The 20,319-nt window shown below is 68.8% G+C and carries 19 protein-coding genes; 7 read left to right on the top strand and 12 right to left on the bottom strand.

Annotated elements, in window-relative coordinates:
* Window positions 1–249 precede the first annotated feature (249 nt).
* The 3 genes from AC6EUL_RS21160 (at window position 250) to AC6EUL_RS21170 (ending at window position 3,922) form a co-directional block, all read left to right on the top strand.
* Window positions 250–1,680: a serine hydrolase gene (locus AC6EUL_RS21160; protein WP_499872517.1), complete on the top strand. Its 1,431-nt coding sequence runs from the start codon at window positions 250–252 to the stop codon at window positions 1,678–1,680.
* 185 nt (window positions 1,681–1,865) lie between these two features.
* Window positions 1,866–3,386 carry an aldehyde dehydrogenase gene (gene adh, locus AC6EUL_RS21165; protein ID WP_056212788.1) on the top strand — a complete coding sequence of 507 codons (1,521 nt, stop codon included), beginning with the start codon at window positions 1,866–1,868 and terminating at the stop codon, window positions 3,384–3,386.
* A gap of 113 nt (window positions 3,387–3,499) precedes the next feature.
* Entirely contained in the window at window positions 3,500–3,922 is a 423-nt protein-coding gene (locus AC6EUL_RS21170; protein WP_056272271.1) for a DUF779 domain-containing protein, read from the top strand.
* 4 nt (window positions 3,923–3,926) lie between these two features.
* Here AC6EUL_RS21170 and AC6EUL_RS21175 read toward each other — a convergent pair whose 3' ends face one another.
* From AC6EUL_RS21175 to AC6EUL_RS21200, 6 genes are all read right to left on the bottom strand, one after another.
* The gene (locus AC6EUL_RS21175; RefSeq protein ID WP_499872519.1) at window positions 3,927–4,457 is read right to left on the bottom strand and encodes a hypothetical protein; all 531 of its coding nucleotides are present in this window, start codon (window positions 4,455–4,457) and stop codon (window positions 3,927–3,929) included.
* Between the two features lie 37 nt (window positions 4,458–4,494).
* Window positions 4,495–5,679, bottom strand: a complete 1,185-nt coding sequence (locus AC6EUL_RS21180; protein WP_499872521.1) for a hypothetical protein — start codon at window positions 5,677–5,679, stop codon at window positions 4,495–4,497.
* Between the two features lie 441 nt (window positions 5,680–6,120).
* The gene (locus tag AC6EUL_RS21185) at window positions 6,121–7,416 is read right to left on the bottom strand and encodes an alpha-hydroxy acid oxidase (RefSeq protein WP_499872523.1); all 1,296 of its coding nucleotides are present in this window, start codon (window positions 7,414–7,416) and stop codon (window positions 6,121–6,123) included.
* Between the two features lie 282 nt (window positions 7,417–7,698).
* The gene (locus tag AC6EUL_RS21190; protein WP_056212797.1) at window positions 7,699–8,415 is read right to left on the bottom strand and encodes an RlmE family RNA methyltransferase; all 717 of its coding nucleotides are present in this window, start codon (window positions 8,413–8,415) and stop codon (window positions 7,699–7,701) included.
* Entirely contained in the window at window positions 8,412–9,512 is a 1,101-nt protein-coding gene (locus tag AC6EUL_RS21195; protein ID WP_499872525.1) for a Ppx/GppA phosphatase family protein, read from the bottom strand. The genes AC6EUL_RS21190 and AC6EUL_RS21195 overlap by 4 nt, the downstream gene beginning before the upstream one ends.
* A gap of 172 nt (window positions 9,513–9,684) precedes the next feature.
* Window positions 9,685–10,155 (bottom strand): response regulator, encoded by a 471-nt coding sequence (locus tag AC6EUL_RS21200; protein ID WP_056189093.1) that lies wholly within the window; start codon window positions 10,153–10,155, stop codon window positions 9,685–9,687.
* Window positions 10,156–10,534: 379 nt separating this feature from the next.
* Between AC6EUL_RS21200 and AC6EUL_RS21205 the strand changes: the two genes are divergently transcribed.
* Both AC6EUL_RS21205 and AC6EUL_RS21210 read left to right on the top strand, forming a co-directional pair.
* The gene (locus tag AC6EUL_RS21205; protein ID WP_499872527.1) at window positions 10,535–11,302 is read left to right on the top strand and encodes a cold-shock protein; all 768 of its coding nucleotides are present in this window, start codon (window positions 10,535–10,537) and stop codon (window positions 11,300–11,302) included.
* Between the two features lie 127 nt (window positions 11,303–11,429).
* Window positions 11,430–11,702 carry a hypothetical protein gene (locus AC6EUL_RS21210; RefSeq protein ID WP_499872529.1) on the top strand — a complete coding sequence of 91 codons (273 nt, stop codon included), beginning with the start codon at window positions 11,430–11,432 and terminating at the stop codon, window positions 11,700–11,702.
* A gap of 95 nt (window positions 11,703–11,797) precedes the next feature.
* Here AC6EUL_RS21210 and rpsD read toward each other — a convergent pair whose 3' ends face one another.
* Both rpsD and murI read right to left on the bottom strand, forming a co-directional pair.
* Window positions 11,798–12,415: a 30S ribosomal protein S4 gene (gene rpsD, locus AC6EUL_RS21215; RefSeq protein ID WP_055953400.1), complete on the bottom strand. Its 618-nt coding sequence runs from the start codon at window positions 12,413–12,415 to the stop codon at window positions 11,798–11,800.
* A 207-nt stretch (window positions 12,416–12,622) separates the two neighbouring features.
* Window positions 12,623–13,501, bottom strand: coding sequence for a glutamate racemase (gene murI, locus AC6EUL_RS21220; RefSeq protein ID WP_499872531.1), 879 nt, complete (start codon window positions 13,499–13,501; stop codon window positions 12,623–12,625).
* 213 nt (window positions 13,502–13,714) lie between these two features.
* On the opposite strand from murI, the gene egtB reads away from it, so the two are divergent.
* Together egtB and egtD are read left to right on the top strand one after the other, a co-directional pair.
* Entirely contained in the window at window positions 13,715–14,986 is a 1,272-nt protein-coding gene (egtB, locus tag AC6EUL_RS21225) for an ergothioneine biosynthesis protein EgtB (RefSeq protein ID WP_499872533.1), read from the top strand.
* Between the two features lie 43 nt (window positions 14,987–15,029).
* Entirely contained in the window at window positions 15,030–16,004 is a 975-nt protein-coding gene (gene egtD, locus AC6EUL_RS21230; RefSeq protein WP_499872535.1) for an L-histidine N(alpha)-methyltransferase, read from the top strand.
* 112 nt (window positions 16,005–16,116) lie between these two features.
* Here the strand turns inward: egtD and AC6EUL_RS21235 are convergent, their stop codons facing one another.
* The 4 genes from AC6EUL_RS21235 to AC6EUL_RS21250 all read right to left on the bottom strand — a co-directional run bounded on the left by AC6EUL_RS21235 (window position 16,117) and on the right by AC6EUL_RS21250 (window position 20,296).
* Window positions 16,117–16,380: a hypothetical protein gene (locus AC6EUL_RS21235; RefSeq protein WP_056212809.1), complete on the bottom strand. Its 264-nt coding sequence runs from the start codon at window positions 16,378–16,380 to the stop codon at window positions 16,117–16,119.
* Between the two features lie 240 nt (window positions 16,381–16,620).
* A complete protein-coding gene (gene clpA, locus AC6EUL_RS21240) occupies window positions 16,621–19,092 on the bottom strand; it encodes an ATP-dependent Clp protease ATP-binding subunit ClpA (protein ID WP_056212811.1) in 2,472 nt (823 codons plus the stop codon).
* A gap of 23 nt (window positions 19,093–19,115) precedes the next feature.
* Window positions 19,116–19,544, bottom strand: coding sequence for an ATP-dependent Clp protease adapter ClpS (gene clpS, locus AC6EUL_RS21245; RefSeq protein ID WP_244472762.1), 429 nt, complete (start codon window positions 19,542–19,544; stop codon window positions 19,116–19,118).
* Window positions 19,545–19,846: 302 nt separating this feature from the next.
* Window positions 19,847–20,296 (bottom strand): phasin family protein, encoded by a 450-nt coding sequence (locus AC6EUL_RS21250; protein WP_499872538.1) that lies wholly within the window; start codon window positions 20,294–20,296, stop codon window positions 19,847–19,849.
* Window positions 20,297–20,319: the final 23 nt, after the last annotated feature.

Raw genomic sequence — 20,319 nt, forward strand, 5'->3', positions numbered from 1 at the left:
GCGGGGGCCTGCGCGATTTTGGCCGGGGTGGTGCTCACCTGGGACGGTCCTCGGGGGCTGGGGCGGCGCGGCGGATCATCAGTCGAGCCAGAACGTTTCGTCCGGCTCTTGGTGCCTTCGGCGCGGCGGGGCCATCGGGGGCGCTGCATGGCAGCCGCGCGGGGTCCTCGGCGCGCTCGCGCCACAATTTCGGAGAACCGTGACCGGATGCCGGGATCGCGGCGGGTCGGGGAGCGGAACGGCGGCAGCATGCAGGAGACGCGTCGCCGCATCGTTCAGTTCGGGCTCCTCGGGGCCCTCCTGCCGGGCCGTCCGGCCCGGGCCGGCGCCGATTCGATCGCCTCGCCCGAGATCACCCCGCCCGACTTCGCCGCGCGGGCCGACGCCCTGGTGCGGCCCTACGCCCGGGCCGGGATCTTCTCCGGCGCCGTCATCGTGGCCCGCGACGGCGCGGTGCTGGTCCGGCAGGCCTACGGCGTTGCCCAGCGCGAATGGTCGGTGCCCAACACGCCCGGGACCCGCTTCCGGATCGCCTCCCTGACGAAGCAGTTCACCGCCGCCGCGATCCTGAAGCTGCAGGAGGCCGGGCGGCTCCGGCTCGACGACCCGGCCGCGCGGTACATGCCCGGCCTGCCGGCGACCTGGGCGCCGATCACCCTGCGGATGCTCCTCGACCACACCGCGGGCCTGCCCAACGTGACGGCCCTGCCCGATTACCCGACCCTCCTCGCCCGGACCGCCCGGACGCCCATGGACGTGGTGGGCCGCCTCTATCGCGAGGCGCTGCTGTTCCCGGCGGGCTCGGCGCAGGAATACAGCAACACCGGCTACATCCTGCTGGCGGCGATCGTGGAGGGGATCACCGGCGCGCCCTTCGCGGCCGCGCTGCACCGCCTGGTCCTCGCCCCCGCCGGCCTCGCCGAGACCGGGGACGCCGATCCGGCGGCGGTGATCCCGCAGCGGGCCGCCGGCTACCACCGGGCCGCCGGGCAGTGGCACAACGCGCCCCCCGAGGTTCCGGCGGCCGTCCTCGGGGCCGGCGGCCTCGTCTCGACGCTCGACGACCTCGTGGCCTGGGACGCCGCGCTGTTCTCCGGCCGGGTCCTGCGACCGGCCTCCCTGGCCGAGATGGTCCGCGACGGCGGCCACGGCTACGGGCTCGGCCTCTATGTCGGCCATGCCTACGGCCAGCGGCTCCTGTCCCACGGGGGCTTCCTCGACGGGTTCTCGGCGATCAAGGACAGCTACCCGGATCTCGGCCTGACGGTCGTGGTCCTCGGCAACACCGAGACCACGCCGGCCCAGACCCTGTCCCGCCGCCTCGGCGCCCTTGCCCTCGGGCAGCCGGAGGTCAGCGAGATTGCGGTGCCGGCCGCCGTGCTCGACCGCTATGTCGGGTTCTACCGGACGGGGCCGCGCGCCGTGGTCGCCCTCGTCCGGGAGGGCGACCGCCTCGTCGCTCGCGGGGCCGGTCCCGCGCGCCTTGCCCTGACACCGGAGAGCGACCGCGTCTTCGTGGCCGGGGACGGCACCCGCCTCGCCCTCGACATCGAGCCGGACGGCCGGGCGACGGGCCTCCTCCTCGACCTGCCCGGCGGCGCGCGCGCGGGTCCCCGGATCGACGCGCAGACGGCCCGGCGGATCGGCAGCCGCCGTCTGGCGCGCCTCGGGCCGCGCTGAGCGCCGCCCGGGTCGCCAACCCGCCCGAACGGGTCTAACATCGCCCCCGCGCCACGACGCCATCGGGCGCGCCGATCATCCGGGCCGTGCGCTCGCGCGACCGACCGTTGGCCAAAAGTCCATCTTGATTTGACGCTGCGTCTGGCTTTGGCTGCTGCCCATAAGAACAATCAGGAGGATACGCGATGAACAAGCCGGAATTTCTCGACCAGGGTACGAAGGCGCCGTTCTCGGCGCGCTACGACAACTTCATCGGCGGCCAGTGGGTCGCGCCCGTCGCCGGCCGCTACTTCGAGAACACGTCCCCGATCACCGGCCGGGTGATCTGCGAAGTCGCCCGCTCGGACGCCGCCGACGTCGACAAGGCGCTCGACGCCGCCCACGCCGCGAAGGAGGCCTGGGGCCGCACCGCGCCGGGCGAGCGCGCCCGCATCCTGAACAAGATCGCCGACCGGATGGAGGAGAACCTCGACCTGATCGCGCTGGCCGAGACCTGGGACAACGGCAAGCCGATCCGCGAGACGACCCACGCCGACATCCCGCTCGCCATCGACCATTTTCGCTACTTCGCCGGCTGCGTCCGCGCGCAGGAAGGCTCGATCTCCGAGATCGACCACGACACCGTCGCCTACCACTTCCACGAGCCGCTGGGCGTCGTCGGCCAGATCATCCCGTGGAACTTCCCTATCCTGATGGCGGTGTGGAAGCTCGCCCCGGCGCTGGCGGCCGGCAACTGCGTCGTGCTCAAGCCCGCCGAGCAGACCCCGGCCTCGATCCTCGTGGTGGCCGAGCTTATCGCCGACCTGCTGCCGGCGGGCGTGCTCAACATTGTCAACGGCTTCGGCCTCGAATGCGGCAAGCCGCTCGCCTCCTCGCCCCGCATCGCCAAGATCGCCTTCACGGGCGAGACGACGACGGGCCGGCTGATCATGCAGTACGCTTCGCAGAACCTGATCCCGGTGACGCTGGAGCTCGGCGGCAAGTCGCCGAACATCTTCTTCTCCGACGTCGCCAACGAGGATGACGACTTCTTCGACAAGGCGCTGGAGGGCTTCACGATGTTCGCCCTCAACCAGGGCGAGGTCTGCACCTGTCCGAGCCGCGCCCTGGTGCACGAGTCGATCTACGACCGCTTCATGGAGCGGGCGATCAAGCGCGTCGAGGCGATCACCCAGGGCTCGCCCCTGGATCCCGCCACGATGATCGGCGCCCAGGCCTCCTCGGAGCAGCTGGAGAAGATCCTCAGCTACGTCGACATCGGCAAGCAGGAAGGCGCCCAGTGCCTCACCGGCGGCGAGCGCAACGTGAAGGAGGGCGAGTTCGCGGAAGGCTACTACATGAAGCCGACCGTGTTCCGCGGCCACAACAAGATGCGCATCTTCCAGGAGGAGATCTTCGGCCCCGTCCTCTCGGTGACGACCTTCAAGGACGATGCCGATGCTCTCAGCATCGCCAACGACACCCTCTACGGCCTCGGTGCCGGCGTCTGGACTCGCGACGGGACCCGCGCCTACCGCTTCGGCCGCGCCATCCAGGCCGGCCGCGTCTGGACCAACTGCTACCACGCCTACCCGGCCCACGCGGCCTTCGGCGGCTACAAGCAGTCCGGCATCGGCCGTGAGAACCACAAGATGATGCTCGACCACTACCAGCAGACGAAGAACATGCTGGTGAGCTACTCGGCCAAGAAGCTCGGCTTCTTCTAGGACCCGTTCAGGCCACGCAGACCCGCGTGAGACTTGCCCCGGCCGGATGACGGCCGGGGCTTTTTCGTCTTCCGCCCTATTTCTCCCGAAAGGCCTTTCCCGGAGACCGCCCCATGAGCGAGACCGCCCTCGACCCGACCACCGCCGACCAGGCCGGCGCCGACGGGACGCCCCTGCGCGTCACTGCGACCCCCGCCGCCATCGACCTCATCGCGGAACTGCGGGCCGAGCACGGTCCGGTGATGTTCCATCAGTCCGGCGGCTGCTGCGACGGCTCGTCGCCGATGTGCTATCCGGTGGGCGACTTCCTCACCGGCGACAGCGACGTCCATCTCGGTACCGTGGCGGGCGCCGATTTCTGGATCAGCCGGCCGCAATTCGCGGTCTGGAAGCACACGCACCTCATCCTCGACGTGGTGCGCGGCCGCGGCGGCATGTTCTCCCTGGAGAACGGGCGCGACAAGCGCTTCCTGATCCGGTCCCGGGTCTTCACCGAGGCCGAGAACACGGCGCTGGAGGGCGCCTGCCGGCTCTGAGGCGTCAGGAGCGCGGCTTCGGCGCCCCGCCGGCATTGCAGCGCTTCATCGCCGCGGAGGCGTCGGCGGCGCCGGTCAGGTCGAAGGCCGCCTTCCAGCCCTTGCCCTTGATGAGGATCTCCTCGGACTCCGCGGCCTTGTCGGCGAGGTTGCCCGGCAACGTCCCGACGAGCCGGGTGCCGTTGCCGGTCCAGGTCGATTTGGCGTTCACGGTCTTGCCGCCGAGTTCGGTGGCGGCCGTGATCTTTTCGTCCCGGTCGTGCTGCCACTTGCCGTAGGTCAGCACCACGACGAGGGCCTTGTTCTCCAGCGCGAAGGTGATGGAATTGTCGGCGTCGTCATCGTCCTCGTCGACGTAGGACCGCACGATCACGCAGGACGGACTGCCCGTGACGCTGGTGGCACGCTCGACCTGCCAGCCGTTCAGGCTCTCGAACAGGGGGCGCTCCGGGACAGGGCTTTCCTGGGCCTCCGCAGGTGCGAGGGTAACCAGACCGGCGACGAGGCAGGACCGAGCGGGCGACGGGCGCTTCATGACGGGATTCTCCGGTGGGAATGCGGACGGTCGCGGCTCAGAGCTTGGCGCCGGGCACCGGCGTCTCCGCCGGATTGGGGGGCGCCTTGGCGGCCCCTCGGGCATCCATGAAGGTGGCGAAGTCCTCGGGCGTCCGGGTCGAGAAGGCGACGATGGGCTGCGGGTCGTCCGACAGGTCGCGGAACGCCGCGCAGAGCTCCGTCGCCGGCTTCGCGAAGGTCGGCTGCAGCTTTGCCTGGATCTCCTCCATGACCGGGGCCATCTCGGGCGCCAGGGCCGCGAGCTTGGCTTCGAAGTCGGCCCGCTGCCGCGCCGTGGTGGGAATCTCGCAACTCGCGAGGACCTTCTGGAAGATCAGGCCCATCCCGTAGACCTTGATCCGGGTCTCCGGCGGCCGCGCCGCCGCCTTCTTCTCACTCTGGCGCCGCTCCGTCTCGGCCGCGAAGGCTTCCGGAGTCATGACGAGGTACTGGCCCAGGGCTGTGCCGAAAGCCGCCGCATCGTCCGGCTTGGGGCAGAACGGCGCCTTCGGGTCCGTGAAGCGCTTGCCGAGTTCGATGTCGATCAGCGCCTGGATCGGGCTCATCTCCGGACGCATCGCCGCCAGTTTGGCCTCGAGGTCGGCGCGCTGCTTGCCCGTGCTCGCGACGTCGCAATCCTTCAGCGCCTTCTGGAAGAAGAGCCCGCTCGCGTAGTTGGCGATACGGCCCTGCGACGGAAGCTCCGTCGCGACTTCGTCCGGCGGTCCGCTGCAGCGCTTCAGGGCCTCGAAGGCTTCGGCGAAGGCCGGGATCTTGAAGTCGGCGTCGCCATCCTTGAAGCGCAGGACGATGGCGTCGGCGCCCAGGAGGTGCGGCAGGAGTGTGTCCGGGAACTCCCCGGTCAACTGGGTATCGTCGGCCTTCCACTTGGAGCGCGGAAGGACGACCTTGCCGCCGGCCAGGAGAACGATGGTGCGGTCGCCCTTGTCGTGCGACCAGCCCTGATAGCCCAGAGAGATGATCAGGAATCCCGGATAGGTCCCGATCGCTACCGCGCTGGCGTTCTCGTCGTCCGCATCCTGGTAGCCGCGCACCATCATGCACTTGGCCTTGGCGCCGTCGCCGCTGCGGCTGATGTCCCAATCCGCCACCTTCGCGAAGGGGACGTCCTTGGCCGTCGCCGCCGTCGCGGCGAAGCCGATCCCGGCCGCGAACAGGGAGACCAGACACCGGAAGACCATCGACAACTCCACACCGCCTGCCCGTCCGGGACAGGCGCCCGGATCGCGTTCGGCAATCTGGACTGCGGAACATGGAGGATGTGTTGAAGTCCGCGACATCGCTGAGTGATCGTGGCGATCAGGGCTAATGAAAACGTAATGATCCGGCCCTGCAGATCGGAAAATTGCTGCTCCGCAAAGAAACCGCGCGAGAGCGCTGCGCATCGATCCTTCGATTCACGGAGCGCCGCGTCGGCCGGGATTGAAGACCGGAGGCGTCCTGAGCGTTCGGCGCAATGCTGGGGGCCGAACGGGGCACCGCGATGGATGCCGTAGTCTTACCCGACCTGTCCCGCCGGTTCGCCGGCCGAGCCCTGGAACGCGGATCGCTCCCCGGGCGGTTCTGCCCGAGAAGCGATCCGGAGGGGGCGGCGCACGGGTTTCGCCGCCGCGTCGATGATCTCAGGCGCGGCTGACGCTGGCAGGCGTGATCTCGGCGAGCTTCGTCGCGCCGACCTGGCGCATGATCGTCTCGAACTCGCGCTGCATGATCGCCAGCACCGCCGTGACGCCGGGCTCGCCGAAGGCGGCCAGACCCCAGACGTAGGGACGCCCGATGCAGACCGCGTTGGCGCCGAGGGCCAGGGCCTTGATCACGTCGGTGCCGCGGCGGAAGCCGCCGTCGATGAGCACGGGCACCCGGCCGTTGACCGCCTGGACGACCTCCGGCAGCGCATCGATCGTCGCCTCGAGGCTCTCCTCGGCACGGCCGCCATGGTTCGACACGATCAGGCCGTCGACGCCGTAATCGAGGGCCTTTCTGGCGTCCTCGTGGGTGACGATACCCTTGAGGACGAGCTTGCCCTTCACGATGCCGCGCAGGCGCTTCACGTAGTCCCAGGTCATGCCGGTGCCGTAGAGGTTCGTCACCTTCGAGACGTCGATGTCGTCGAACATCGGCTTGCGGCTGACCTCGTTCTTGAAGCCGGGCGTATGGCAATCCGAGCAGGTGCGGGTGTCGAGGCGGCGTTCCCGGAACAGCGTCTCGGTGTTGCGGCCGCCCTGGCGGTCCACGGTGAGGACGATGGCGGGGGCGCCGGCCTTCTCGGCCCGCCTCACCAGGGCTTCGGTCACGGCCCAGTCGTCGGTCGGATAGAGCATGTACCAGACCGGCGCGCCGCGCTCCTTGATCACGTCCTCGATCGACGTGCTGCCCACGGTCGACAGGATCATCTGGTGACCCTTGACCTTGGCGCCGCGCGCCACGGCCGACTCGGCCTCGGGGTGGAAGGCGGCCTGGCTGCTCACCGGGGCGAGCACGATCGGGCTTGCCCAGGTCTCGCCGAAGATCTTCACCGTGGTGTCGATCTTGCGCACGTCGATGAGGCGGCGGGCACGGATGCGGATCTTCTCGAAGCCCGCGCGATTCGCCTTCAGGGTCTCGTCGCCGTCGACGCCGCTGGCGAGGTAGCCGTAATGGGCCGGGGGCAGGGCCTTCTTCGCGGCCGGCTCGAAATCGAAGACGTTGAGGGCCTGGCTCGGCGAATCGATGATCTCGCCGACATTGCCGGGGGACTGCCGCAAGACGTCGTAGCTCTGGGCCATGGCGGCGTCGGTGCCGAGGGCCGACAGGCCGGCGAGCGCGCTCACCATCCCGGGCGCCACCACCGGGCTGGCCGACAGGAACTCCAGGAACTTGCGGCGGTGGAACAGTTTTTCCGTCTCGGCACCGGACTGAGGGTGAAACGTCTCGGACATTCAAATGGCTCGCAGCGATCTCGCGGAGATGCTGTCCTGCACCATTCATGTTGCGGCGCGCAAGATTGCTGTCCGGGACTATATTTCTACTTTGGCACGCGAGATCCGTAAACTATAGTGCATAAATCTAAATTTTACTTCGAAACCGTCGCAACGGATCTTGAACAGGAAGTCGTCGGAAATAGAGAGGTCTGCGTCAGCCTTCACGCTGCGTTGCACGCAGTGCATTATGGTCACGCTTCCCCTAACCTGGGAGCTTCCCCTGCCCGGGAGGAGCTCGGCTCAGGGATCCCGCGGTTCGACGGCGGCTCCGGTCGGCCCGCGATAGCCCGTCGCCAGCACGTAGAGTTCGCTCGAATCGGCCCGGCTGGCATTCGGCTTGACGTGGCGCACGCTGGCGAAGTCGCGCTTCAGGTCGGCGAGCAGCGTCCCTTCCGTGCCGCCCTGGAACACCTTGGCGAGATAGGATCCGCCGGGTGCCAGGATCTCGCGGGCGAATTCGGCCGCCGTCTCGGCCAGGCCGATGATCCGCAGGTGGTCGGTCTGCTTGTGGCCGGTGGTGTTGGCGGCCATGTCCGAGAGCACGAGGTCGGCCGGACCCCCGAGGAGGTCGGTGAGCAGCGTCGGCGCCTCGGGGGCGAGGAAGTCGAGGGTGATGAAGTCGACCCCGACCATCGGCTCGATCTCGAGGAGGTCGATGCCGACGATCTTGCCGCTGGTCCCCACGATCTTGGCCGCCACCTGCGACCAGCCGCCGGGGGCCGCGCCGAGATCGACGATGCGCTGGCCGGGCTTCAGGAGCTTGAAGCGCTCGTCGATCTCGATGAGCTTGAAGGCCGCGCGCGAGCGGTAGCCCTCGCGCTTGGCCCGGGCCACGTAGGGATCGTTGAGCTGGCGCTCCAGCCAGCGCTTCTGGGAGGCGGTGCGGCCCCGCCCCGTCTTCACCCGCTGCTTGAGTTCGCCGCGCAGACCCGCGCCGGCACCACGCCTGTCACTCACCGGTAGCTCCCACGGCGCCAGACGCCGTCCTCACGCATCATGTTCATCAAGAGACCCTCGCGCAGGCCGCGGTCGGCGATGCGCAGGCGGTCGGAGGGAAACGCCCGGCGGATCGCCTCCAGGATGGCGCAGCCCGCCAGAACCAGGTCGGCCCGGTCGCGCCCGATGCAGGGATTGTCCGCGCGCTGTTCAAGCCGGGTGTCGAGGAGGTCGTCGATGGCCTCGCCCACGTCGGCGTCGCTCATCCAGAGACCGTCGACCCGCCGGCGCTCGTAGCGGGCGAGACGCAGGTGCATCGCCGCCAGTGTCGTCACCGTACCGGAGGTGCCGAGCAGGTGGAAGTGCCGGGCATTCGCGGCCGGCGCGGCCCGGATGGCGAAGCGCGCCAGGAGGTCGGCCACTTCCTCCACCATGCCCTCGAAGGTCAGGCGGGTGACGTCGGAGCCGCCGTGGCGCTCGGCCAGGGTCACGACGCCCACGGGCAGGGAGTCCCAGGCGCGGATGCGCAGGGTCGGATCGGCCGAGGGGTTCGTCGCCGCACCGTCGAGCCAGGCGATCTCGGTGGAGCCGCCGCCGATGTCGAAGATGACCACCGACTCGGAATAGGGGTCCGCCAGGGCGGCGCAGCCCGTCACGGCGAGGTAGGCCTCCGTCTGCCGGTCGACGATCTCGAGGTCGAGCCCGACCTCGTTGCGCACGCGCTCGACGAACTCGGCCCCGTTCACCGCGAGGCGGCAGGCCTCGGTGGCGATGATCTTGGCCCGCACCACGCCGCGGGCCTGCATCTTGGCCTTGCAGACCCGGAGGGCTTCGATGGTCCGCTCGATCGCGGCCTCGCTGAGCCGGTCCGAGTTGCCGAGCCCCTCCCCGAGACGGACGATCCGCGAGAAGGCATCGATCACCCGGAAGCCGTGCGAGGCCGGCTCGGCCACGAGGAGGCGGCAATTGTTCGTGCCGAGGTCGAGGGCGGCATAGGCGCTGCGCCGGCTCGGACGGCCGGCCGGACCCGGCGCATCGGCGCGCGCCACCGATGCCGCCAGCGGCGTTGTCCCGCCGCTCGGGCGGACCGGCATGGTCGCGGCGCTCTCGTCCCTCATCGGCTGAGCCGAAATCCTCGATCATGGTCCCAGGCGGACAGCCGGACCAACAGTCGCTTGAGACGCTACAGGTCTCCCCGGCAAACTGCAAAGCCTCGATCGCGAACACGATCGGATCCGGGATGATTTCGGCGGCTCGAACGGAGCCGGCCGGGCCTGCTCCGAGCGGGCTTCACCCAAGCTTGCCGGCCGCGGCCATGCGCGGCACGGGCCGGAGGAGGCTCTTGACCTGCGAGAACGGGCGCGGCCGGTTGATCACCTCGTCGAGGCGCGACCACAGGGTCTTGGGCGAGAACGGCTTGGCGATGATCTCGTTGACCCCCAGGGAGATCGCCCGATCGACCACGTTGCGGCGGGGCTGGGCCAGCATCAGGATGATCGGCACGGTGGGCGACGGCGAGGTGGTGGGCGTGCGCGCCAGGCGGATGAACTCCTCGCCCGAGAGGATCGCCAGGTCCCAGTCGATGATGGTGAGGTCCGGCTTGCTCTCGGCCAGGACGCCCAGGGCTTCGGCCCCGTCCGGCGCCTCGAGCACGCGCTTGATCCCGACCCGCATGAGCATGTCGCGCACGATGCGGCGGATGTAGAGACTCTCGTCGACCACCAGTGCCGAGAGGTCCGGAAAACTCGGGGTGGCGATCATGGATGCGGCGTCGGGCCCGGCGGCTCGGGGCGGACATGCCCCGTGGGCACCCTACCGTCCGGGACTTTGCGCTTTGCTAACATCGACCCGCAAATCGATTCGATCGTCAGGCGCGAGACAGGCCTCGGCGTCGGGCGCGGGCCGCCCCCGCCGCCGGGGTGCGCTAAAAAGCTACGCATTTTGCCGCAGGAAAGTTACGGAACTCTCGCCAACCGGGGCAGAAGCATCTTGCGATCAAGGCGGCTTTCAGTCAGGACTAAGGCGTTATTCTTGGTCACCGCTGCTGGGAGTAATGATAGAGCGGAGCGTGGGCTGTCTGGGATGGCGCGCACGCGGTTATCGAAACTGATGGTCGGCGGACGGTTTTTGCGAGCTTTCTATGGGACGTGGTCGTGATTTTCGGGGGCCGCAGAAGCGCGGCTTCGATGAGGGTGGAGCCGAGCCGCGTTGGCCGGATCAGGCTCCTCCGAGCGGCGGTGGCTACGGTGGTGGTTTCGGCGGTGGCGGCGGTTTCGACCGTGGTCCGTCGCGCGCCGCTGCGGCACCCTCTGGACCGGAGCGCGATGCGACGGTCAAGTGGTTCAACAAGGAGAAAGGCTTCGGGTTCGTCGAGCTGGCTGACGGTTCGGGCGATGCCTTCCTCCACATCCGCGCCGTCGAAGCTGCCGGCCATGCCGACCTCCTCCCCGGCACGCGCCTGACGGTTCACACCGCCCAGGGCCAGAAGGGTCCGCAGGTGACCGACGTCACCAGCGTGGATACCTCCACGGCCGAGGCCGCGCCCATGCGCGACGCGCGTCCGCCCCGCAGCGGCGGCTTCGGTGGCGGCGACCGCTTCGGCGGTGGCGGTGCCGGCGGTTACGGCGGCGGCGGCGGCGGTGGTTACGGCGACCGCGGTAGCGACCGTGGCGGCGGACGCTTCGCCAGCGGCCCGTCCACCGAGATGACCGGCACGGTGAAGTGGTACGACCCGGCCAAGGGCTTCGGCTTCGTCTCCGTCAACGACGGCGGCAAGGACGTGTTCGTGCACCGTTCGGCCCTCTCCCGCGCCGGCCTCGACTCCCTGGCCGAAGGCCAGCAGGTCGTCCTCGGCGTCGTCGAGGGTCAGAAGGGCCGCGAGGCCCAGAGCATCAACGTCGACGATTGATCGACCCGGGCTGGCCGCGCTGCGGCCACCTTTCACGGCATGACTGAAGCGGCGGCCCCTTCCGGGCCGCCGTTTCGCGTTTTGAGACATGACCTTTCGAGACACGACCTTGCCTCCGGAGATCGGAATGCGGACCACCCTCCTCTCGCTGATCGGCCTGGCCGGCCTGGCGGCGCCTGCGCCGGCCGCGGCCGAGGACTTCACCGGCTTCTATGCTGGCGTGAATGCGGGCTACGGCTTCGAGACGGGTGGGCGGGACGGACGCGGCTTCGTGCCGGGTGCGCCGGGCGACGCGCCGGGATCTGCCGCTGACACCGGACTTCCGCCGAGCGCCCGGGATGCGTCCCGTGCCCTGCAGTCGCGCAATCGCGCGTCCCCGGGTAGCGCCCTCCCCCGCTGAGACGGGGCGGCCGTTGCGCTGAAGCCGTCGCCCCAACGAGAAAAGGCCGCCCTCGCAGGCGGCCCTTTCGCATCCTCGGCGATGATCCGGTGGGATCAGCGCGAGTAGAACTCGATCACGAGGTTCGGTTCCATCTGGACCGGGTAGGGAACCTCGCCGAGGTTCGGCACGCGGGTGACCCGGGCCGTCATCTTGGAGTGATCCACCTCGATGTAGTCCGGCACGTCGCGCTCGGCGAGCTGCGCGGCCACGACGACGATCTCGAGCTGCTTCGAGGAATCCTTGACCTCGATCAGGTCGCCCGGCTTCACGAGGTAGCTGGCGATGTTGACGCGCTGGCCGTTGACCTTGACGTGGCCGTGGTTGACGAACTGACGCGCCGCGAACGGGGTCGGAACAAACTTCGCGCGGTACACGACGGCGTCGAGGCGGCGCTCGAGCAGGCCGATCAGGTTCTCGCCGGAATCGCCGCGCAGGCGGATCGCCTCGGCGTAGTAGCGGCGGAACTGCTTCTCGGTGATGTTGGCGTAGTAGCCCTTGAGCTTCTGCTTGGCGCGCAGCTGCGTGCCGAAGTCGGACATCTTGCCCTTGCGGCGCTGGCCGTGCTGGCCGGGGCCGTACTCGCGGCGATTGACGGGGCTCTTCGGGCGGCCCCAGATGTTCTGGCCCATGCGGCGATCGAGCTTGTGCTTCGCCTGAATGCGTTTTGACATCGCGGTTCCTCTCGCAATGGAGATCTATCGAGGAACGCGCCCTCCTCTCTCCGCCGGGCCCGGGAGCCTGGAGCGGAGCGACAGGACGGACATGGCCGCCCACGGGTGCGCTTGAAAAGCATCGGGGCCCCTCGTCGGAGCCCCGTTACCGGCGTCTCGTTAGAGCACGAAGCCGCCGTCGTCAATGCCGAGCCGGCTGCCGGTCGCCTATTGCAGGCCGAGCGGCATCGCCTCCACCGCCACGCGTCCGATCCCGCGCGATTCGAGGGAGCGGCGCAGGGGCGCCGTGAGGCCGGCGCCGCTCGTGAAGGCCCCGAGCACCGGCGCATCATCCCGGCCCAGGGCACGGGGGCTCGGCCCGATCAGCTGCGTCACCCGCCGGGCGATGGCCGGGGCCGGGTCGATCCAGGTCACGGGCCAGGGGGCGAGGGCCTGGAACCGGGCGAGGAGCAGGGGGTAGTGGGTGCAGGCGAGGCAGACCACGTCGGTGCGCCGGCCGTCCTCCAGGGTGACGAAGCAGGGTGCGATCTCGCGGGCCAGGGCCGCGTCGTCCACGGGCTGGCCGGCCAGCTCCGCTTCCGCGAAACCGGCGAGATTCGGGGCGCCCACCAGGGTGACGGCGCAGGCATTCGCGTAGGTCTCGACGAGTTCGTGGGTGTAGGCGCGCGCCACGGTGCCGGGGGTCGCCAGAAGGCTGACCACCCGCGAGCGGGTCGCCTCCGCGGCCGGCTTGATCGGCGGTACGACGCCGACGAAGGGGGTGGCGAAGCGCTGGCGCAGGGCGGGCAGCACCAGGGTCGAGGCGGTGTTGCAGGCCACCACCACGAGGTCCGGCGCGTGCAGGCCGATCAGGCGCCCCATGACCCCAAGTACCCGCTCGACCAGCACCGGCTCGGACAGGCGGCCATACGGGAAGGCGGCATCGTCGGCGGCGTAAACGTAGGCGGCATCCGGTCGGGCCCGCCGGACCTGCTCCAGCACCGTCAGCCCGCCCAGCCCGGAGTCGAACACCAGGATGGTGGGCGCTGGCGCCACGCTCCGTGCCACGGCCGCCGTGGTCGCTCCTGCCATAAGATCGATCCGCATCCGAGTCCGGCCCGACTGTCCCGCGTGAACGGCGAAGTGTCGGCTCCGGAGGGTTAAGGGGAGGTCACCGTGGCCGGAAAAAGGCGATCGATCCGGCGGTGCGAGCGTGGCCGCGACGAAGGACCCCGCTCGGCCTCCGTTGCCGAATGCTGTCGCGGCCATATCTCCCCTCTCACGTTCAGGTTTGCGGGTTCGGATATGGGAGTGGCCGCCATGGCAGCGACGGCAGCGTTTCGCGAGACCTCTGCGGCCGAGGCCGTTCGATCGGCCTTCCCGCCCCCGCCCCTCTCGGCGACGCCGGTGGATCGCGCGGCCTGGATCGCGGCCTTCCACCATGTCCGCGACGAGACCGAGCGACGGGCGGCACCGCTTTCGCCCGAGGACCAGCAGGTCCAGTCGATGGCGGATGCCAGCCCGACGAAGTGGCATCGCGCGCACACGACATGGTTCTTCGAGCAGTTCCTGTTGCGCGAGCACCTGCCGGGCTACGCCATCTACGACGAGCGGCTGCACTACCTGTTCAACTCGTACTACGTCGCTGCCGGCCCCCGTCAGCCGCGGATCATGCGCGGGCTGATCACCCGCCCGACGGCGGACGAGGTCGCCGCCTACCGCGCGCATGTCGACCGCTCGGTCGACGCCCTCCTGAGTCAGGCGTCCGCCAGCGCCCTCGAGGCGGTGCTTCCGGTCCTCGAGATCGGGCTCTATCACGAGCAGCAGCACCAGGAATTGCTGGTCACCGACATCCTGCACGCCTTCGCCCAGAATCCCCTCGGACCGGCCTACGACGCGGATTGGCGCTTTCCCCGGCCCCAGAGCGCAGGGGGGCGGGCGGAGCTGCGCCGGGGCATCGTGCCCATCGGTCATGCCGGTGAGGGCTTCTCCTTCGACAACGAGTCGCCGCGCCACGATGCGCTGATCCAGGGCGGCACCATCGACCGGGCCCTGGTCACCAACGGGCAGTGGCGCGACTTCATGGCCGATGGTGGCTACGCGCGGCCGGAGCTCTGGCTCTCGGATGGCTGGATCGCTGCCCAGGCCGAAGGGTGGGAGGCGCCGGGCTACTGGCGCGAGGCCGAGGGCGGGTGGGCGAGCATGACGCTCGCCGGCATTCGGCCGGTCGATCCCGACCTGCCCGTCACCCATATCAGCTACTACGAGGCCGATGCCTATGCCCGCTGGGCCGGGCGAGACCTGCCCACCGAGTTCGAGTGGGAGGTGGCGGCCCGTGAGGACCTGCTGCCCGACGCCTTCGGGCTGGTCTGGCAATGGACCCGCAGCGCTTACACCGCCTACCCGGGCTACCGCCCGGTGGACGGCGCGCTCGGCGAGTACAACGGCAAGTTCATGTCGAACCAGTTCGTCCTGCGCGGCTCCTCGGTGGCGACCCCGCAGGGCCATGCGCGGGTCGGCTACCGCAACTTCTTCTATCCCCATCAGCGCTGGCAGTTCACGGGCCTGCGCCTGTCGGACGCCCGGTCCTGATCCAAGACCCGTCCCTGAATCGTCGCGTAACTGGAGACGTTCCTTGACCATCAACCCCGTCTTCACGGACGCGACCCCGATCGCGGCCATCGATGCCGAGCGTCAGTTCCTGGACGATGTCCTGGCTGGCCTCTCGGCACCCCAGAAATTCCTGTCGGCGAAGTACTTCTACGACGCGGTGGGCTCGGATCTGTTCGAGGCCATCACGCGGCAGCCGGAATATTATCCGACCCGCACGGAGCTCGGCATCCTCGACGCCCAGGGGGCGGCCATCGCCGCGACCCTCCCGGCCCGGGCGAACCTCGTCGAGCTCGGCAGCGGCTCGACCGTGAAGGTCCGGTGCTTGATGGTGCACCGGCCGGATTTCGCCGCCTACGTTCCGGTCGATGTCTCGGAGAGCTTTCTCCGGAGTGAGGCCGAGGCCCTGGCCCGGGACTTCCCGAACCTGACGATCACCCCCGTGGCGGCCGATTTCACCCGCGCCTTCACCCTGCCGGCCGGCCTGTCGGACGGCCCCGTGGCCGGGTTCTTCCCCGGCTCCACCATCGGCAATTTCGAGCCGCCGCAGGCGACCCGGCTGCTCGCGCATTTCGGGCGGGTGCTCGGAGCCGGCGCTACCCTGATCATCGGCGTCGACCTCGTGAAGGAGAAGGCGGTGCTGGATGCCGCCTACGACGATGCGGCCGGCGTGACCGCGGCCTTCAACCGAAACTTGCTCGTGCGGATGCGCAGCGAACTCGGTGCCGAGGTCGATCTCGACGCCTTCGCCCACCGCGCCTTCTTCAACCCCGAGGCCTCCCGCATCGAGATGCACCTCGTCAGTCTGAAGGCGCAGACCATCCGCATCGCGGACCGCGACATCGCCTTCGCCGAGGGTGAGACGATCCACACCGAGAACAGTTACAAGTATACGGTCGAGCGCTTCCGGGTCCTGGCGGCCGAGGCCGGCTGGCGCGCCGAGGCGGTCTGGACCGATCCCGGCCGGCTGTTCTCGATCCACGCCCTGCGGCGGAGCTGATCGCCCGAGCTCGATGCCGGCGATTCCCTCGGGAAGCCGGCGTCGGTGCTTCGCACGAGCGCCGCGCAGGTCAGGAGGATACCGGCGCCGGTTCGATCGACCGGCGTCCGTATCAGCTTCGCTTCTCCATCATCGCCTTGACCTGCATCAGCTGGTCCCAGAGCTGGCCCGGCGAAGTCCCAAGGAAATCGAGGCTCGCGGTCACGCCCCAGTAGATCCCGAAGACGATCAGCGGAACCAGGATCCAGCCTAGGATCTCTTCGCCGCGGCGCCGGCGCCGGCGCCGCAGCCGGCGTTGCTCCCGAGCCGTGAGTTTCGGTGAGGGGGCCTGCTTGGTCGCGATGGGCGTGAGGGGACCCTCATGCAAGTCGTTCATCGGGGACGCCCCTCCTCAACCGATCTCAGCGATGGGGAAGCGTATCCGGCCAGTCTCTCGCAGTGCCCGCTCGCCATTCCCGCGCTTGCTAACCATCCGGCGCCCGCGTGTCGACCGCCGGATGCGGTTTTCCGCCGCCCTGAGGACGTGAAAGAACGGCCCCTCCCGTCGGGGAGGGGCCGCTTCGACTGGGCTTGTTAGCCGAGCCAACAGACTTGGCGGATCTCAGGCCCCGACCTTTCAGGCCTTGACCAGCGGCACCTTCGGAACGGTGCGGACGCCGGAGCCGCCGCTCGGGCCGCCCTTGTCGTCGCGCTTGTCGTTCGTCTTGCGCGCCGAGGCCTTGGCCTTGGTGCGCTTGTGCTTCTTGGCTGCGTTGGCCACGTCCTTCTCGGGCTTCGGCGTGACCGGACCGGCCGGAAACTCGAAGGCGAGCCCGTCCTTCTCCGCGCCCTCGCCCTTGCGCAGGACGACCTGCACTGCGCCGCCGTCCTTCAGGCGCCCGAACAGCACCTCGTCGGCCAGCGGGGTCTTGATGGTCGACTGGATGAGTCGGGCCATCGGGCGGGCGCCCATCGCGTCGTCGTAGCCGTTCTCGGTCAGCCACTCCCGCGCCTCGTCGGAGAGCTCGATGGTGACGTTCCGGTCAGCGAGCTGGGCCTCGAGCTGGAGGACGAACTTGTCGACCACCTTCGCCACCACATCCTTCGGCAGGTGCCCGAAGGAGATGATCGCGTCGAGACGATTGCGGAATTCCGGCGCGAACAGCTTGTTGATCGCCTCGACATCGTCGCCCGTGCGCTTGGCCTGGGTGAAACCGTAGGCCGAGCGCGCCAGGTCGGAGGCGCCTGCATTCGTGGTCATGATGATGATCACGTTGCGGAAATCGACCTGCTTGCCGTTGTGGTCGGTGAGCTTGCCGTGGTCCATGACCTGCAACAGGATGTTGAACAGGTCCGGATGCGCCTTCTCGATCTCGTCGAGCAGCAGCACGCAATGCGGGTGCTGGTCGATGCCGTCGGTGAGCAGGCCGCCCTGATCGAACCCGACATAGCCGGGGGGCGCGCCGATGAGGCGGCTGACCGTGTGCCGCTCCATGTACTCCGACATGTCGAAGCGCAGCATCTCGACGCCGAGGGACGCGGCGAGCTGCTTGGCGGCTTCGGTCTTGCCGACGCCGGTCGGTCCCGCGAACAGGTACGAGCCGATCGGCTTGTCAGGATCGCGCAGGCCCGCGCGGGCCAGCTTGATCGCCGAGGTCAGCGCGTCGATGGCGTTGGGCTGGCCGTAGACCACGCGCTTCAGGTTCTCGGTGAGGTTCTTGAGAACCACCGCGTCGTCCTTCGAGACGGTCTTCGGCGGGATGCGGGCCATCGTGGCGATGGTCGCCTCGATCTCCTTGACGCCGATGGTGCGCTTGCGGCGCGCCTCCGGCACCAGCATCTGCGAGGCGCCGGTCTCGTCGATGACGTCGATCGCCTTGTCCGGAAGCTTGCGGTCGTTGATGTAGCGCGCCGACAGCTCGACCGCGGCCTTCACGGCCTCGGTGGTGTACTTGAGCTTGTGGAACTCCTCGAAATACGGCTTCAGACCCTTCACGATCTCGATCGCGTCGGGGATCGAAGGCTCGTTGACGTCGATCTTCTGGAACCGGCGCACCAGGGCGCGGTCCTTCTCGAAGTACTGGCGGTACTCCTTGTAGGTGGTCGAGCCGATGCAGCGCAGGGAGCCGTTGGCCAGGGCGGGCTTGAGGAGGTTCGAGGCGTCCATCGCCCCGCCGGAGGTCGCCCCGGCGCCGATCACCGTGTGGATCTCGTCGATGAAGAGCACCGCGTTCGGGTGCGCCTCGATCTCCTTCATCACCTGCTTCAGGCGCTCCTCGAAATCGCCCCGGTAGCGGGTGCCCGCCAGCAGGGTGCCCATGTCGAGGGAGAAGACCGTGGCCTCGATGAGGACCTCGGGCACCTCCTTGTTGATGATCTTTCGCGCCAGGCCCTCGGCGATGGCGGTCTTGCCGACGCCGGGCTCGCCCACGAGGAGCGGGTTGTTCTTCTGGCGGCGGCACAAGATCTGGATCGTGCGCTGCACCTCCGCCTCGCGGCCGATCAGCGGGTCGATCCGCCCGTCGCGGGCCTTCTTGTTCAGGTTGACGCAGTAGGCCTCGAGGGCATCGCCCTTCTTCTTCGCGCGGCCCTCGCCCTCGTCGCCGCTCGGACGCTCGGAGGCGGATTCCTCGTCCGCGCCGCGCACGGGCTTGGCCTCGGATGCGCCCGGGCGCTTGGCGATGCCGTGGCTGATGTAGTTGACCGCGTCGTAGCGCGTCATGTCCTGCTCCTGCAGGAAGTACGCGGCATGGCTCTCGCGCTCGGCGAAGATCGCCACCAGCACGTTCGCGCCGGTGACCTCCTCGCGCCCGGAGGACTGCACGTGGATCACGGCACGCTGGATCACGCGCTGGAAGCCGGCCGTCGGCTTGGCATCCTGGCGGCCGTCCCCGATGAGGTTCGACAACTCGGTGTCGACGTACTCGACGAGGCTGCGCTTGAGGGTGTCGACCTCGACGTTGCAGGCCCGCATGACCGCGGCCGCGTCCTGATCGTCCACGAGGGCGAGCAGGAGATGCTCCAGCGTCGCATATTCGTGCCGGCGCTCGCCGGCGAGCGCCAGGGCGCGGTGGAGAGCTTGTTCTAGGCTGCGAGAGAAGCTGGGCAAAGCGTGGCCTCTGTGTGGGGTGCCTATTTCTTTTCCATAACGCACTGGAGAGGATGTTGGTGTTTGCGGGCGAAGTCCATGACCTGCGTCACCTTGGTCTCCGCAACTTCGTACGTGAAGATCCCGCACTCGCCGACACCGTTGTGGTGTACGTGCATCATGATCTGAAACGCGACTTCCTGCGACTTGTTGAAGAATTTCTCGACGACGTGGACGACGAACTCCTGGGGAGTGTAGTCGTCGTTCAGCAAGAGAACCCGGTAGAGGCTCGGTCGCTTGGTCTTCGGCTTGGTGCGGGTGATGATGGCGGTTCCGGACCGGCCGTCATCCGTACCACCCGGTTCGCGTGGCTCGTCCGTCGCCCGCACATCGGTGACGCGACGCTGGAGCGTGAAGGTCTCGGGGCCGTCCGCGCGTGAGGATTCGCTGCCCCGTATCAGGACGTCGGTCATCTGAATCGCATCGACCCCTTGGTGCGGCATGCTGCTTGGTGGCTGCTTCATCCGCGGGTCGCGCCGGCGAGGCGCGCTCGCATCGCTGGTAATCTATAGGGCCATCGGCTGCTTCGCCAGTCGGCTGCGCGCACTTGTCCGAGACGGCCGCGGACCGGCGTTCCGAACCGCCCGGACGGTGTTCCGCGATCGCCCGGTCCCGAACACGAAAATGGCCCCGTGCGATCGATCGCACGGGGCCGGACTGGCAAAACGTCTGGGCTCGCGGCGGGACCGTTCGCCCGACGCGGGAAGGCCGTGTGTCAGGCTGCCTTCTGGTCGGCAATGGAGAAGCCGGGAAGCTTTGGGAAAGCCGTGAGATCGAAGGCCTTCGGATTGAAGAACGTCTTCGGATCGAACAAGGTCTTCGGATCGAAGAAAATCTTGAGGTCGAACGGCGCCTTGGTCTGGAGCGGCGCGCCGACCTCCTGGGCGAGGCCCTGGTACAGGTCGGTCATCACCTTGGCCTGATTCTGGAGGCGCTCGTAGGACGCCTTGAGGTACTCGGCCTGGATCTCCAGGGCGGACTGGAGCGTGCGCGCGGTGGCGAGCTTCTTCATCGCCGCGGCGCCGGCGCTGTAGGATTCCTTGGCGAAATCGGCCATCTCGATGCTGGCGGTTTGATGGGTCTTGGCGAGCGAGGAGACGCTCTTCATCACAGTGGCGAGGCCGGCCTTGTTCATCTCGGCGGCCTTCTCGTACATCTGCGTCATCTGACGATCCTTCCGCCCCCGCG

Source organism: Methylobacterium sp. 001424705 (assembly GCF_059816145.1).